This window comes from Streptomyces sp. NPDC002232, assembly GCF_042890295.1.
Classification (GTDB): Bacteria; Actinomycetota; Actinomycetes; order Streptomycetales; family Streptomycetaceae; genus Streptomyces.
The window spans coordinates 611071-626520 of sequence record NZ_JBIARV010000006.1 but is presented as its reverse complement, the minus strand read 5'-3'; the positions used below and the strand labels follow the sequence as shown (position 1 = coordinate 626520).

Here is a 15450-nt window from a genome sequence, read left to right as displayed (position 1 = left end):
TTGTTTTTAGTTTTTGTCTCCGTTTCCCCGGCCCTTTCGGCCCGCTGTCCCGGCGACAGGAAGAACATTACATGAGTCCCGCCGTCATGTGAAATCCATTCCCCTCACCCCTTGTGACCTGCGAAAACGCCGAGGCGGGGGCCGGACGGGGAGTCCTGGGCGAGGGGGCCCGGCGGGGGCTCGCGAGGGGAAATCGCACCGAAAGAGACCGGGGTCACATCGTCCGGATCGAGGGCGAGACTCGAAGGTGCGGGGCTCGACAGCGGCGCCCGGTGACGGGTCCGATCGCAGGTCCACACCACAGCGTCCGCGGAGAAGTGGCCGGGCGGCCTGGTCCGGAACGGCCGAAGCCCCGGCCTTGGGGGCCGGGGCTTCGGTGTGGGGCGGAGGCGGAGGGATTTGAACCCTCGATGGGCTTTAAGACCCAAACCGCATTAGCAGTGCGGCGCCATAGACCGGACTAGGCGACGCCTCCTCGCACCTCGCGCATGCGCGGGTGGTGCGTGCAGATGATGACACAGGCGCACCCGCTGTCACCAATCGATTCTCACCGTACTAGCCCTCCGGGGTTCAGGGCAAAGCCCGGCCGGCCCCGTCGTGCCGTTCGGCGCACCCCGCTTGCGCAACGCCGGGGCGGCCGGAGCGTTAGAGGAAGCGGCACCACGCCTTCCCGTGCTTCCCGTGTTCCTGGAGATCCGCATGCTGCGCAGCCTCGTCCTCGCCTCCCTCGCCACCGCCGCCCTCGGGACCGGCGGCCTCGGCCCCCTGCCGCCGCTCGGGCTGTTCGCGCCGCCCTCCGACGCGCTGACGGTCACCATCGAGAAGAGCGGCCGTCCGCTGGCCGACGGCACCTACGACCTCACCTGCGAGGGGCGGGCCGGGGGCAGTCACCCGGACGCGCGGGACGCCTGTACGCGCCTGGACCAGCTGGCGAAGGAGGGCGCCGATCCGTTCCGGCCCGTCCCCGAGGACCAGATGTGCACCCAGATGTACGGCGGGCCCGCTCTCGCCCACGTCACCGGCACCTGGCAGGGCCGTGAGGTCGACGCGCGCTTCTCCCGCGCCAACGGCTGCGAGATCGCCCGTTGGGAGAATCTGGAGCCTCTGCTTCCCCTGGTCCGGGGGTGACCCCCCGAGGCTCCCTTAGACTCCCCTCAGTGACAGGCAGCGGCCCGAGGGGCAAGATGGGGCCGGGCCGATAGGACGAGCACGTGCAGTGCGTCTGGGAGGAAGCGTCGTCGTGAGCAGCAGGCCATCCCGAGGCGCTGCTCGCCTCGCAGCCATACTCGACGCCCTCCCCGACGGCCTGGTGCTCGTCAATTGCAACGGCACGGTCGTCAACGCCAACACCATCGCCCTCGGCATGTTCGAGACGCCCGGCACCGCGCTCGTCGGGCGCGGCCTGCTGGATCTCCTGCCGACCTTCGACTCGCGCCTCATCCCCGGCTCCATGCGCCGCCCCGACGGCGCCGACGAGCGAGGGCGCACCAAGCCGACCCGGATGATCGCCCGCCGCACGGACGGCTCCGAGTTCCCGGTCGAGGTGACCAGCGCCAGCCTGGAGGACGGCCGCGAGGCCTACGACTCGTACGGCGGGTACACCGGCGACGAGCTGCTCATGCTGGTCGTGCGGGACCTCACGGGGACCCTCGACACCGAGGCCGAACTCGCCCGCTCGCAGCGGCAGACCGAGATGATCCTGCGGGCCGCGTCCGAGGGCGTCGTCGGCACCGACACGGACGGCCGCGTCGTCCTCGTGAACCCGGCCGCCGCCCAGATCCTCGGCTACCGCGCCGGTGAGCTCGGCGGCCAGGAGCTGCACCCGCTGATCCTCGCCGAGCGCGCCGACGGCGAGCCCTTCCCGTACGAGGAGTCCCCGCTCGCCGACACCCTCAAGTCCGGGCGCAAGCACCGGGTCCGGGGGCAGGTCCTGTGGGCGAAGAAGGGCACCCGGGTGCCGGTCGACCTGACGACCGCTCCGGTGCGGGACGGGGACCAGCTCGTCGGCGCGGTGATGACGTTCACCGACCGCAGGCCGTACGAGCAGCTCGTCGAGGAGCACGCCGCCGAGCTCGCCGACCGCGCCGAGCGGCACGCGGCCGAGCGCGAGACGCAGGCGGAGCGGTACGCCTCCCTCGCCGCCCGCCACGAGCAGCTGACCGCCGTCCTCGCCGAGTCGCTGCGCGGTCCCCTCGACGAACTCCGCACCCAGCTGGGCACCCTCGCCGCCGACGACGCCGGCCAGCTGTGGCCCGAGGCCAACCAGGTCCTGCACCACCTGTCCGCCGGCTACGCCCGGATGACGGCCCTGGTCGACAACGTCCTCGGCTACCAGCGGCTGGACGCGGGGGACGAGCGGCTCGACAAGGCGGTGGTGCTGCTCGACGGGATCGTGTCCGGCGGCATCGACGGCGCCGTGGAGCTGATCGGGCCGGGCCGCGCCCAGTTCGCCGTGCACGCGCCGCCCATCGAGGCCGAGGTGGACGCGGCCCGCCTGACGACCGCGCTCGCGCACCTCGTGGCGGACGTCGCCGGTGTCGACGCGACCGGCAAGAGCAAGGCGGACCGCACCCCGAGCGACTCCACGATCGTGGTCGCGGCCGCCCAGCGCGGTGACGTCGTCCGCATCGAGGTCCGCGGCCCGTACGCGGGCGGGGACCCGGTGCACGGGCCCGTGGTGCGCGGCATCGTGGCGGCGCACGGCGGAGTCGTGCAGACCCACGAGGTGCCGGGCACGAGCGGCGGGGCGTACGTCCTGGAGGTGCCGGTCGGCGCCGGCCGGGGCACCGTGCCCGCGCCGGCGCCCGAGCCGCGGGGCGACGGGCCCTCGGGCGGCCGCGAGGCCCTGGCACTGCCCGCGCAGGCCTCGGAACCCGCGGTGGAACCGGCCCCGGGGCCCGGCGAGGGACCGCACGGCCCCGGATCCGGCTCCGGATCCGCCCCCGGATCCGGCCTCGCGCTGGCGGCCGGTCCTGTGCCCGCGTCCGTCTCCGGGCCCGCGTCCGTCTCCGGGTCCGTGCCCGCCTCCGGTCCGGTACCCCCGTCCGTCTCCGGGCCCGTGCCCGCCGCCGGGTCCGGCGCGGGCGGGTCCTCCGCGCCGGGGGCCGAGGTCCCCGGCGGTGGACGGCGGCGCGCCCGGCGCGGCTCGACCGACGCCTTCCTGGAGAGCGCGGTCGCGCCCGAGGCCGACGCCGAGCCGAGTGGTCGCCGCCGCGCCCGTACGGGAGAGGCCGCCGGTCCCGCCGAGCTGATCCCCGCCCAGCAGAACTCCGCGGCGGACGCCGCCGTCCCGGTGTCGTCCGGCGCCCCGGCCCTCGCCCCCGCCCCCGTGGAGCCCACCGGGCGCCGTCGGGGACGGCCCGCCGAGGGCTCCGTGGTGACTGCCGCCGAGGGCGCCCAGGGCCGTGCCGCGCTCGGCGCGGCCGTGCCGCCGCAGGGCGTGCCCGTCGACCCGGCCGGGGCGCCCGCGCACTCCGCCCTCGCGCTGCCCGCCGTCGCCTCCGGACCCGCCCCGGAGGAGGCTCCGGCGCAGCCTAGCGGACGCCGCCGCCGCGCCCTGGCCGCCGCCCAGGAGCGGGCCGCCGCGGCCGAGGCCGGGCCCCGCACCCCGTTCGCGCTGCCGCCCGCCGACGCCGACCGCGACGCCGGACCGGAGCTCCCGGCCGACGCCCCCGGGTCCGGCCCGCTGCCCGTCTCCGACGAGGGACAGCACGAGGCCGTACGCGGTGTCCCGGGCGCCGACCACACGACGCCGCAGCCGCATCCGCAGTCCGAGGGCGCGACGCCGGCCGGGCCGACCGGGCGGCGCCGGGCCGTGGCGGTCCCGCGCCCGGAGTCCGCGAACCCGAGCCTGACCTCGGCCTCGACCCCGGCCCCGGCACCGGCACCGGCACCGGCCCCGCAGGAGCCCGCGGGCACCGGGACCGGCTCCGTACCGCTGCCGCCCGAGCTGCCGATGCCGGCGACGGTGTCGCAGGACTCCACCCAGGGGCGGGCGTTCAGCGTCCGGACCCTTGGGCAGGGCGTCCCGTTCGTGCCTCCGTCCTCGACGGCGACTCCCGCCGCCCCTCCCGGGGCCTCCAACGGCTCGGGGCGCCGCCGCAGGCTCGCCACCCCGCCCGAGGTCGACCCGCCGGCCGCGGCCGCCCCCGTGGCCGAGGCCAGGCCGCACCCGCAGCCGACCGCGCCGGCCCCCTCGCCGCACGACACCCCGGCCGAGGGCCGCGCCTACGCCATAGGAGCACCCGCCGAGGGCTCCGCCGAGGGGCCCGAGCCGCTGGACGGTCCCGGCGGCGCGGTCGAGGTCGCCAACCGGCCCGCCCCGCGTCCCGTCGACGACGAGCTGCCCCCGGAGCCCCTCGACAACCCCCGCAGGCTGCTCGTCTGGCCCGCGCCCGACGTCTCCACGCAGCAGGCGCTGAGCGACCGCGGCTACCGGCCGGTGATCGTGCACTCCCGCGAGGAGGTCGACGCGCAGATCGCCGCCTTCCCGGCCGCGCTCTTCGTCGACCCGCTGACCGGGCCGATCACCCGGACCGCGTTGCAGTCGCTGCGTCAGGCGGCCGTCGCCGCCGAGGTGCCGGTACTGCTGGCGGCCGGGCTCGGGCAGGCGACCCGGGAGGCGGCGTACGGCGCCGACCCGGCCGTACTCCTCAAGGCGCTGGCGCCCCGGGACAGCGAGCAGCACCCGTCCCGGGTCCTGCTGATCGAGGAGCACGAGTCCATCGCGGAGGCGCTCGCGGCCACCCTGGAGCGGCGCGGGATGCAGGTCGCGCGGGCGGCCACGGACACGGAGGCCGTCACGCTGGCGACCCGGACCCGGCCGAACCTGGTGGTGATGGACCTGATGCAGGTGCGCCGCCGCCGGGCCGGGATCATCGACTGGCTGCGCGCGAACGGTCAGCTGAACCGCACGCCGCTCGTCGTCTACACCTCGGCCGAGCTCGTCGAGGAGGAGCTGGCGAAGCTGGACTCCGGCGAGACGGTGCTGTTCCTCGCCGAGCGCGCGAACAGCGCCGAGGTCCAGGCCCGGATCGTCGACCTGCTCGCGAAGATCGGCACCAACTAGCCCCGCGGGGCCGGTCGGTGCCGATCGGTGACGCCGGACGGAGGTGGGTGGCGCCAGGTGGACGTCGGGGCGCCCGGTGGACGTCGGGGGCACCCGATGACCGCTGGTGGCGCCGGGGCGACGTCGGTGGCGCCCGGTGGACGTCGGCGGTGCCCGACGGACGTCGGGCACCGGGGCGGCGTCGGGGGCGCTACAGCTGGGTGACGTCCAGCCCGCCCTCCGCGTACTGCTTGCGGATGACCTTCTTGTCGAACTTGCCGACGCTCGTCTTCGGCACCGCCGGCACGATCGCCCACCGCTCCGGCAGCTGCCACTTCGCGATGCCGCCCTCGTCCGCGAGGAAGGCCCGCAGCGTCTCGTAGTCGGCCGTCGCGCCGTCCTTGAGGACGACGGTCGCGAGCGGACGCTCGCCCCACTTCTCGTCCGGCACCGCGACGACGGCGGCCTCGGCGACCGCCGGGTGCGCCATGAGGGCGTTCTCCAGCTCGACGCTGGAGATCCACTCGCCGCCCGACTTGATGACGTCCTTGGCCCGGTCCGTGAGGGTGAGGAAGCCGTCCGGGCCGATCACGCCGACGTCGCCGGTCTTGAGCCAGCCGTCCTCGCTGAACTTGTCGGCCGGGCGGATCTCCTCGGCGCCGACGCCGCCGAAGTACGAGCCCGCGATCCAGGTGCCGCGCACCTCCAGCTCGCCCGCCGACTCCCCGTCCCAGGGGAGGTGTTCGCCGCCGGGGCCGACGAGGCGCGCCTCCACCCCGGCGGGGAACCGTCCCTGCGTGATGCGGTACGGCCACTCCTCCTCGGCGGTGAGGCCGTGCGGCGGGTGGGCCATCGTGCCCAGCGGGGAGGTCTCGGTCATGCCCCAGGCGTGGCAGAGCCGGACGCCGAGCCGGTCGTACGCCTCCATGAGGGAGGGCGGACAGGCGGCGCCGCCGATGGTGACCTGGGTCATCGAGGTGAGGTCGCGGGGGTTCTCGGTGACCTCGGCGAGCAGTCCCTGCCAGATCGTGGGGACGGCGGCGGCGTGGGTCGGCCTCTCGCGCTCGATCATGTCGGCGAGCGGGGCCGGCTGGAGGAACCGGTCCGGCATGAGCATGTTGATGCCGGTCATGAAGGTGGCGTGCGGCAGGCCCCAGGCGTTGACGTGGAACTGCGGGACGACGACCAGGGTCGTGTCCCGGTCGCTGAGGCCCATCGACTCGGCCATGTTCACCTGCATGGAGTGCAGGTAGATCGAGCGGTGCGAGTAGACGACGCCCTTGGGGTCGCCGGTGGTGCCGGAGGTGTAGCACATGGCGGCGGCCGTGCGCTCGTCCAGATCGGGCCAGTCGTACGCGGTCGGGCGGCCGGCGATCAGCTCCTCGTAGTCGTGGACGCGCGGGGCGGTGCCGTCCAGCAGGGAGCGGTCGCCCGGGCCCGCGACGACGACGTGCTCGACCGTCGGCAGGTGCGGCAGCAGCGGGGCGAGGAGCGGGAGCAGGGAGCCGTTGACCAGGACGACCCGGTCGGCGGCGTGGTTGACGATCCAGACCAGCTGCTCCGGGGGCAGGCGGAGGTTGAGGGTGTGGAGCACCGCGCCCATCGAGGGGATCGCGAAGTACGCCTCGACGTGCTCGGAGTTGTTCCACATGAGGGTGGCGACGCGCTGGTCGCCGGTGACGCCGAGTTCGTCGCGCAGGGCGTGGGCCAGCTGGTGCGCGCGTGTTCCGGCCTCGGCGAACGTGCGGCGCTGCGGCTCGGGCTCGCCCGTCCAGGTGGTGATGGTGGACTTCCCGTGGATCGTCATCCCGTGCTGGAGGATGCGGCTCACGGTCAGTTGTACGTCCTGCATGGTGCTGTACACGGGGCGTCCTCCCGGTGGGCGCTACGTGGCAGAAGGGGTGTCCAGATTCTGCGCACGTACCGCGCGGTATGTCACTACCCGAGAGTACGCAAATTGCCAGTGATCACTGGCAGAAGCGGGCGGTCACCGCTGCGTGGCTACCGCACGGGCGTCAGCTCGGGGTCCTCGCGGAGCTTGCCGAGCGCCCGGGACACCGCGCTCTTGACCGTGCCGACCGACACCCCGAGCACCTCGGCCGTCTGCGCCTCGCTCAGGTCCTCGTAGTACCGCAGGACCACCATCTGGCGCTGGCGCTCCGGGAGCTTCAGGACCGCGCGCCACATCGCGTCGTGCAGCGCCTGCCGCTCGGCGGGGTCCGGCTCCGGGAGGCCGGCCGGCTCGGGCAGCTCCTCGCACGCGAACTCGTCGACCTTGCGCTTGCGCCACTGCGACGTACGGGTGTTCAGCAGCGCGCGGCGGACGTAGCCGTCCAGGGCGCGGTGGTCCTCGATGCGCTCCCAGGCCACGAAGGTCTTGGCGAGCGCGGTCTGGAGGAGGTCCTCCGCGTCCGAGGGGTTGGCGGTGAGGGAGCGCGCGGTGCGCAGGAGTACGGGCCCACGCGCCCGTACGTACGAGGAGAAGGTCGGGTACGACGCGTACTGCGAGGCACCGGCGCAGACGGGGCCAGAGGGTGGCGGAGTCATGGCTCCACGCTAGGAGGGCGGGGCCGTCCGGCGGATCGGCCCCAGGTCCCGACCCGCCGTCCGCCTCAGGTTGTAGGGGTGGGGACAGCTTCACCTCCTCTGGGTGGAGGGAGGGGGACGACGGGGTCAGGGTCGGGGCGGGGTCGCCCGGTCCCTACGGGCGGCGGGAGCTGTGAGGTCTCCCGGGGCTCAGGGGCGGCGGGAGCTGTGCGGTCTCCCGGGTCTCAGGGACGGCGGGATCTCGGCCGGCCGCCCGGGTCTCAGGGGCGGCCGGAGTCGAGGAACGACAGCGGGACGGGGAGCCGGGAGTCCGACCGGGCCGGGGCGGTGACCCGCGCGACCGGCGCGTCGATCGCGTTGCGGTCGATCGAGAGGGTGCGCCCGCCGTACGTCTCGGTGACGTTGCCCACGTACTGGTGGATGCGGGCGTGCGGCGTCCAGGCCTCCGGGTGCAGCGCCGGCTCGGTCAGCAGGGCCGGCTGCCCGCTCCAGTGGGCGAACCACATCACGTCCGGCAGGTCCTCCGTCCCCGCCCTCCGCTGCGCCTCCAGGTCCCGCACGCCCGTGTCGGCGCTGCTGTAGAAGCCGGGCAGGTAGCCGAGGCGCCGTACCTCCCGGTTCCAGGCCCGGACGAAGGCCAGGGTGGTCGCGGCGCAGCCCGCGTCCCCCCGCGCGTACGCCTCGACGTCGAGGTAGAGCGGGCTGTCGGTGCCGATCCCGAGCGCCCGCGCGGCCCGGACCGCGTCGCCGCCCTCCTGGGTGCCCTGGGCCGTGGGGGCGCCGCCGATGGCGTACTTGCGCTTGGCGGGGTTGTCCACGCACGGCGCCTGGGAGCCGACGAACAGCGGCAGCAGCCGCCAGCCCATGGCGTGCGCGGAGGCGACCCAGTCGGGGGTGAGCTCCTTCTGGACGGGACATCCGCGGCCCCGCCCGCCGAAGTAGATCCCCACGGCTCCGTACGGCGACCCCCGCCAGGCCTCCATCACGGTGAGGGGCGGCGCCTCGCAGGTGTCGAACGCCTTCCCGGCGAAGGTCGCGGGAGCGGCGCCGCCGGGAGCGCCCCCGGCCCCGCTCCCGGGCTTCGCCGAGTCGGACCCGGTGGCGGCGGGCACGGCCGGGACGGCCCTGGTGGCGGAGGCCGTGCCGCCGGGGCCGGTGCGCTCCGTGGCGGGGGGCGGGGCGGCGAGGAGGGCCGCCCCGGCCAGCGCCACCAGCACGGCGGCGACCGCGGTACGCGCCCCGGGAGGCGGCGCGCACCGCGGCCGGGCCGGTGCGGACGACGCGGCCGGAGCGCGTACGGCAGGGGGTGCGGGGGCGGGTCCGGGCTCGGGGGCGGGGGCGGGGCCAGGCTCGGGGGCGGGGCCCGGTCCCGCCTCAGGGTCGAGTACGGGCTCGGGACCGGGTTCGGGCGTCGGCGGCGTGCGAGTGCTCATGGCGCGAGTGAAGATCCGCACGCCGTGCCCGGCCACCGCTCAGGCCGTCGCCTCAGCCGTCCGTGCCCAGGATCAACCCGGACGTGGGAACCCCCGTGCCCGCCGTGACCAAGGTCCGGGCCGCGCCCGGGATCTGATTCACCGAGGTGCCACGGATCTGCCGTACCGCCTCCGCGATGCCGTTCATGCCGTGGAGGTACGCCTCGCCCAGCTGCCCCCCGTGGGTGTTCAGCGGGATCGCGTCCGCCGCGACGAAGTCGGCCCCCTCGCCCGGGCCGCAGAAGCCGAACTCCTCCAGCTGCATCAGCGCGAACGGGGTGAAGTGGTCGTAGAGGATGCCCACGTCGATCTCGGAGGGCGCGAGTCCGGAGGTCCGCCAGAGCTGACGGGCCACCACACCCATCTCCGGCAGCCCGGTCAGGCCGTCGCGGTAGAAGCTGGTCATGGCCTCCTGTCTGCGCCCGGCGCCCTGGGCCGCCGCCAGGATCACGGCCGGTGGCCGCGGCAGGTCACGGGCGCGCTCGACGGAGGTGACGACGATCGCCTGGCCGCCGTCGGTCTCCTGGCAGCAGTCGAGGAGCCGGAGCGGCTCGACGATCCAGCGCGAGGCCGCGTGGTCGGCGAGGGTGATCGGCTTCCCGTGGAAGTACGCGGCGGGGTTGCGGGCCGCGTACCGCCGGTCGGTGACCGCGACGTGCCCGAAGGCCTCCGGGGTCAGCCCGTACGCGTGCAGGTACCGCTGCGCGGCCATGGCGACCCAGGAGGCCGGGGTGAGGAGCCCGAAGGGCAGCTGCCAGCCGAGCGCCGCGCCCTCGGCGGAGGGTTCGCGCTGCTGCACCCCGGAGCCGAAGCGGCGCCCCGAGCGCTCGTTGAAGGCCCGGTAGCAGACGACCACCTCGGCGACCCCGGCGGCGACGGCCAGCGCGGCCTGCTGCACGGTCGCGCAGGCGGCCCCGCCCCCGTAGTGCACGCGGGAGAAGAAGGACAGCTCGCCGATGCCGGACGCCTGGGCGACGGTGATCTCGGGGTTGGTGTCCATGGTGAAGGTGACCAGGCCGTCGACGTCGGCGGGGGTGAGCCCGGCGTCGTCCAGGGCGGCGCGCACGGCCTCGACGGCCAGGGACAGCTCGCTGCGGCCCGAGTCCTTGGAGAACTCGGTCGCCCCGATGCCGACGACGGCCGCCCGCCCGCCGAGCTCGTCCCGGGAGCGGACGCTCATCCGGTCACCTCCACGGTGACCGTGCCGGTGACGTGGTGACCGAGCCCGTTGGCGCCGACCACCCGGACGCTCGCCGTGGCGCCGTCCACCTCGGTGACCGTCCCGGTCAGGACCATGGTGTCCCCAGGGAAGTTGGGGGCGCCGAGCCGGATGGCGACCCGGCGCAGGACGGCTCCGGGGCCGAAGTGGTCGGTGATGTACCGGCCGACGAGGCCGTTGGTCGTGAGGATGTTCATGAAGATGTCCGGGGATCCCTTCTCCCGGGCGAGTTCGGCGTCGTGGTGCACGTCCTGGTAGTCCCGGGAGGCGACGGCCCCGGCGACGATCAGGGTGCGGGTGATCGGGATCCGCAGCGGCGGCAGCTCGTCGCCCGGCTTCGGGACGGTCACGACGGGTCCCCCTTCGCGAGCAGGTCGCCGAGTTCGGCGAGGAGTTCGGTCCCGGCCCCGAGATAGGCGTCGAGCTGCCGGCCCCAGAGGAAGTGCCGGTGGACGGGGTGGTCGAGGTCCGCGCCCGTGCCTCCGTGCAGGTGCTGTCCGGCGTGCACGACCCGTCGGCCCGCCTCGGAGGCCCACCAGGCGGCGGTCAGCGCCGCCCCGCCGGCGTCGAGCCCCTCGTCGAACCGCCAGGCGGCCTCGTACGCCGTGACCCGGATGGCCTCGGTGTCCATGTGGGCGTCGGCGGCCCGCAGTTGCACCGCCTGACGGGTCGAGAGCGGCCTGCCGAACTGCTCCCGTACGGAGGTGTGCGCGACGGCCCGGTCCAGGGACCCGGCGCACACCCCGGCCTGGAGCCCGGCGAAGGCGATCCGCGCGGCGGTGAGCACGTCGTCGTGGGCCGTCGCGTCGGACCGCCCGAGCCGCTCGGCGGGCGCCCCGTCGAGGACGAGGCGGGCGGCGGCCCAGGGCGCGGTGAGCTCGACGGGCTCCACGGCGGCCGCGTCCTCGGTACGGACCAGCCACAGGACGCGGTCCTGGTCCGGCACCAGCACATGGGTGGCGTCCCTGAGCCACGGCACCCACGCCACGGCCCCACTGAGCCGGCCCGCGCGGGGTGCCGGGGTGGCCCAGCCGGGTGGCGCGGTGGCCGTGTCCGGTGGCGCCGTGGCCGTGGCCGGTGCCGCTGTGGCCGTGCCCGGTGCCGCCGTGACCGTGCCCGGTGCCGGGAGCGCGCCCGTCAGCACCGTCGTGCCGTCCCGGAGGCCGGGCAGCAGCCGGGCGCGCTGCTCCTCCGTACCGTGCCGGGCGACGGCGAGGATCCCGTACACACAGCTCGCGGCGAACGGCACCTGCGCCGTCGTGCGCCCCTGCTCCTCCAGGAGCAGGACCAGGCCGAGCAGCCCGGTCTCCTCGACGGAGCCCGGCAGCCCGGCCGCGCAGAGCGCCTTCCACAGCTCGGCGTCCGTGCCCGTCCCGGCGGCCCGGAGCCGCTCGTGGCCCGCGAGGTCGGCGAAGATCCGCCCGGCCAGCTCCCGGGCGGCCCCCTGCTCCTCGGTCGGGGTGAAGTCCATGTCAGTCCTCCCCTCCCGCGCGGAAGACGGGAAGCTCCAGCTCCTCGTCGACCCGCAGGAACTCCAGCCGCACCGGCATCCCGATCCGCACCTTGTCGTACGGCACCCCGACCACGTCGCTGACCATCCGCACGCCCTCCGCGAGCTCGATCAGCCCGACCGCGTACGGGGGGTCGAAGGCCGGGAAGGACGGGTGGTGCATCACGACGTACGAGAAGACCGTCCCGGCGCCGCTCGCCTCGACCGCCTCCCACTCCCGCGAGCCGCAGTCGGCGCATCCGGGCAGCCAGGGGAAGCGCGGGGTCGCGCAGTCGCCGCAGCGCTGGATCAGCAGCCGGTGCGCGGCCACGCCCTCCCAGAAGCCGGCGTTGTCCCGGTTGACGACGGGCCGGGGACGGCGGGGCGCGGGCTTCGGGTCCTCCCGCACCGGCTCCCTCGGCGGCTGCTCCCGCACAGGCTCCCGTACCGGCTCCCTCGTCAGCTCCGCCCGCTCGGACGGCCGCTCGGGCTTCCGGGGCGGCCTGGCCGCGGGGGCGTACTTGAGGATGCGGAAGCGGTGCGTGCCCGCCAGGACGCCGTCCGCCCGGACGTCCGTCCGCGTCGTCACGAAGTGCCCGGTGCCGAGCTTGGTGGTCTTGCGCTCCGACACGGACTCGATGACGGTGTCGAAGCCGATCTCCTGGCCCGGGCGGAGCGGCCGCAGGTACTCCTGCTCGCAGTCGGTCGCGACGACCGAGGTGTACCCGGCGCCGTCGAGGAGGCCGAACAGCTCCTCGTGGGCCGGGGACCGGTCGGTGTGCCCGGAGAGGCCGCCCATGGTCCACGCCTGGAGCATGGTCGGGGGCGCGACGGCGTCCGGTCCCCGGTAGGCGGGGTGCGCGTCCCCCATCGCCTCGCACCAGTGCCTGATCATGGCCGCGTTGACCGGGTCCTTCCCGGTCCCGGCGGTGGCGGCGGACCGCCCGACGAAGGCCGCGAGCCGCTCGTACAGCGCGTCGTCCGTCCCGCTCATCGCCGGCCCCTCGCCTTCATGCCGAGCCGCATCCTCGCGACGATCTCGCGCTGCACCTCGCTCACGCCTCCCCCGAAGGTGTTGATCTGCGCTGCCCGGTTCATGCGCTCCAGCTCGCCGCCGTCGCACGCGCCCGGTGATCCCCCGCGCACCGTCCCGGGCCCGCCCGCGATCTCCTGGCAGATGCGGTACACCTCCACCGCCGACTCGGTGCCCGCGAACTTCACGCCGCTCGCGTCCCCCGGAGCCAGTCGCCCGGCGCCCACGTCACCCACGAGGCGCCAGTTCAGCAGGCGGGTCGCGGCCAGCCGGGCATGCGCCTCGGCGGCCCGGATCCGTATCCACGGTTCGTCGATCCGACGCCGGCCCGTCACCGGATCGGGGGTGCGGGCCCGGTCGAGGACGGCCGCGAAGAAGTCCTCGGCCTGCATGCCGATCGCGGCCAGCGCGACCCGCTCGTGGTTGAGCTGGCCGGTGATGAGGCCCCAGCCGCCGTGCTCGGGTCCGACGAGATGACCGGCGGGGACCCGTATGCCGTCGTAGTAGGTGGCGGTCGTCGTCAGACCGCCCACCGTCTCGATCGGGGTCCAGGAGAAGCCGGGGGCGTCGGTGGGGACGAGGAGGATGGAGATGCCCCGGTGCGGTGGCGCGTCGGGGTCGGTGCGGCAGGCGAGCCAGATCCAGTCCGCGTTCTGCGCGTTGGAGGTAAAGATCTTCTGGCCGTCCACGCGCCAGGAGTCCCCGTCGCGCACGGCCCGGGTGCGGAGCGAGGCGAGGTCCGTACCGGCCTCGGGTTCGCTGTAGCCGATGGCGAAGACCGTCTCGCCGCGCAGGATCCGCGGAAGGAACCAGGCCTTCTGCTCCTGGGTCCCGTGGGCCATGAGCGTCGGTCCGACCGTGTTGAGGGTGACCATCGAGACGGGGGCGTCCGCGCGGTGGGCCTCGTCGAAGAAGACGAACTGCTCGTCGGGTCCGCGGCCCTGCCCTCCGTACTCCTCGGGCCAGCCGAGGCCGAGCAGTCCGTCCGAACCGATCCGCCGGAGCAGCCGCCGCTGGGCGGCCGCGTCGGTGGCCGGAGGCGGTCCTTCGGGCATCAGCTCCCGGAAGTACGCGCGGAGTTCGGCGCGCAGCCGCAGCTGCCGCTCGGTCGGGGCGAGGTGCACGGCGACGGCCTCCCGTGGGACGACTGAGATTTCTGACTGTCCGTCAGATTCTTGCGTCGTGTCAAGGCGCGCGCATGCGCGACGGCCCGTGCGCCGGTGCCGGAGCACCGGCGCACGGGCCGTCGTTCACCTCACGGTCCCGCCCCCCGACGGGCCGGTTTCCGTGCTGGGGTCACCACCAGGGGAGGAAGTTGACCACGTTGTCGGACTGGTCGATGTGCGTCAGGGCGGAGCCGTTCACGCTCGCGGTGTTGTTCTGGTTGGAGGCGCCGGAACCGGTCGCCACCTGCTGCGTCGTGGTGTTGTTGCCGAAGTTGGCACCCCCGACGCCGCTGCCGACGATGGTGGCGACGCTCGTGTTCGATCCGTCGTCCGCGAAACCGCCGATGTCGGCCTGGGCCACCCCGGTGAAGAGCGCGGCGGCGAGGGGCAGGGCGGCGGCAGCGGCGAGGACGCGGGCGGTACGGATGCTTGCCATGTCTGTTCCTCCAGGAACTGAAAACTGGTGCTCTGCACGGAACTGCTCTGCGGAACTGCTCTGAAGTTCTGAAGTACGGCCATTTCCAGGGCGGTTGGCCGACCGCCCCGGTCAGTTGTGCTCGACGTCGCGACTCCAGAGTTGCCCACCGAATCCCCGGCGAACCACACCGGAGCGTCTGATTCCCCCGCAAGCGTGAGGACAACCCGATAAACCCCGGCACTCCGAATGAAGCCGCAGTTCACAGGCACGGAGGGGGTCCGGAGAGGCCGGGGGAGCGGCGGAACCGGTGCGCCGCAAGAGAGGAAGCGTTCCGGCAGATGTCCCGCCCATCTCCCCTCCGGGGCGCCACGACGGCGCGTCTTCGCCCTTCGACGGATCCGAACACGCCTTCAGCGGGGCGCATGCGTTCGCATCAGCGGGTCCGGACGGTCAGGAGCCCTCACCCAGGGCCGTCTCGAAGGCCCCGTAGGCGGCCTCGTCGAAGAGCACGAAGCGCGCCTCCTCGACCTCGGTACGGGCCGCGCGCACCGTCTCCACGGCGATCCGCGCGCCGTCCGCCATCGGCCAGCCGTAGACGCCGGTCGAGATCGCCGGGAACGCGACCGTGCGGTCCCCCAACTCGTCGGCGACGCGCAGCGATGCGCGGTAGCAGGAGGCCAGCAGTTCCGAGCGGTCCTCGTCGCGCGACCAGACCGGGCCGACCGTGTGGATCACGTGCCGGGCCGGCAGCCGCCCCGCCGTGGTCGCGACGGCCCGCCCGGTGGGCAGGCCCTTCCCGTAGTGCGAGCGCCGCAGGTCCTGGCAGGCGGCGAGGATCTCGGGGCCGCCCTTCCGGTGGATGGCCCCGTCGACCCCGCCGCCGCCGAGCAGTGAGGAGTTCGCGGCGTTGACCACCGCGTCCGCCGCCTCGGCGGTGATGTCCCCCTGGACCAGCACGATGCGCACCACGACAAGAGCCCCTCTTCCGGCCGTCCGTACCCGACCCCAGGATTCAAGCCGCCCGCCCCGGCACCCGCCAACTGATAAAGCCCGCACCCG

At 74.6% G+C, this 15450-nt stretch carries 12 protein-coding genes and 1 tRNA gene; 2 read left to right on the top strand and 11 right to left on the bottom strand.

The genetic code is table 11. The features are described 5' to 3' along the window. Positions 1 to 384: 384 nt before the first annotated feature. A tRNA-Ser gene (locus tag ACFYXU_RS31030) sits at positions 385 to 475 on the bottom strand. A gap of 206 nt (positions 476 to 681) precedes the next feature. Between ACFYXU_RS31030 and ACFYXU_RS31025 the strand changes: the two genes are divergently transcribed. Next, positions 682 to 1128, top strand: coding sequence for an SSI family serine proteinase inhibitor (locus ACFYXU_RS31025; protein WP_389407884.1), 447 nt, complete (start codon positions 682 to 684; stop codon positions 1126 to 1128). 112 nt (positions 1129 to 1240) lie between these two features. Further along, a complete protein-coding gene (locus ACFYXU_RS31020) occupies positions 1241 to 5068 on the top strand; it encodes a PAS domain-containing protein (protein WP_389461012.1) in 3828 nt (1275 codons plus the stop codon). Between the two features lie 190 nt (positions 5069 to 5258). Here ACFYXU_RS31020 and ACFYXU_RS31015 read toward each other — a convergent pair whose 3' ends face one another. The 10 genes from ACFYXU_RS31015 to ACFYXU_RS30970 form a co-directional block, all read right to left on the bottom strand. After that, on the bottom strand, positions 5259 to 6911 hold the full coding sequence (locus ACFYXU_RS31015; protein WP_376507590.1) for a long-chain fatty acid--CoA ligase: 1653 nt from the start codon (positions 6909 to 6911) through the stop codon (positions 5259 to 5261). 137 nt (positions 6912 to 7048) lie between these two features. Then, entirely contained in the window at positions 7049 to 7594 is a 546-nt protein-coding gene (locus ACFYXU_RS31010) for a SigE family RNA polymerase sigma factor (protein ID WP_329856167.1), read from the bottom strand. A 260-nt stretch (positions 7595 to 7854) separates the two neighbouring features. Then, complete coding sequence (locus tag ACFYXU_RS31005) at positions 7855 to 9027, bottom strand: DUF1906 domain-containing protein (RefSeq protein ID WP_389461009.1); 1173 nt, start codon at positions 9025 to 9027, stop codon at positions 7855 to 7857. 52 nt (positions 9028 to 9079) lie between these two features. Further along, a complete protein-coding gene (locus ACFYXU_RS31000) occupies positions 9080 to 10246 on the bottom strand; it encodes a lipid-transfer protein (RefSeq protein WP_389461007.1) in 1167 nt (388 codons plus the stop codon). Beyond that, complete coding sequence (locus tag ACFYXU_RS30995) at positions 10243 to 10635, bottom strand: MaoC family dehydratase (protein ID WP_329856162.1); 393 nt, start codon at positions 10633 to 10635, stop codon at positions 10243 to 10245. Before ACFYXU_RS30995 ends, ACFYXU_RS31000 begins: the two co-directional genes overlap by 4 nt. After that, a complete protein-coding gene (locus ACFYXU_RS30990; RefSeq protein ID WP_389461004.1) occupies positions 10632 to 11756 on the bottom strand; it encodes an acyl-CoA dehydrogenase family protein in 1125 nt (374 codons plus the stop codon). The genes ACFYXU_RS30995 and ACFYXU_RS30990 overlap by 4 nt, the downstream gene beginning before the upstream one ends. Before the next feature lies 1 nt (position 11757). Next, on the bottom strand, positions 11758 to 12768 hold the full coding sequence (locus tag ACFYXU_RS30985) for a bifunctional MaoC family dehydratase N-terminal/OB-fold nucleic acid binding domain-containing protein (protein WP_389461001.1): 1011 nt from the start codon (positions 12766 to 12768) through the stop codon (positions 11758 to 11760). Then, a complete protein-coding gene (locus ACFYXU_RS30980; RefSeq protein WP_389460999.1) occupies positions 12765 to 13931 on the bottom strand; it encodes an acyl-CoA dehydrogenase family protein in 1167 nt (388 codons plus the stop codon). The genes ACFYXU_RS30985 and ACFYXU_RS30980 overlap by 4 nt, the downstream gene beginning before the upstream one ends. A 172-nt stretch (positions 13932 to 14103) precedes the next feature. Continuing rightward, the gene (locus ACFYXU_RS30975) at positions 14104 to 14409 is read right to left on the bottom strand and encodes a hypothetical protein (protein ID WP_329856156.1); all 306 of its coding nucleotides are present in this window, start codon (positions 14407 to 14409) and stop codon (positions 14104 to 14106) included. A 432-nt stretch (positions 14410 to 14841) separates the two neighbouring features. Continuing rightward, positions 14842 to 15360 carry an O-acetyl-ADP-ribose deacetylase gene (locus ACFYXU_RS30970; protein WP_389407876.1) on the bottom strand — a complete coding sequence of 173 codons (519 nt, stop codon included), beginning with the start codon at positions 15358 to 15360 and terminating at the stop codon, positions 14842 to 14844. Positions 15361 to 15450 lie beyond the last annotated feature (90 nt).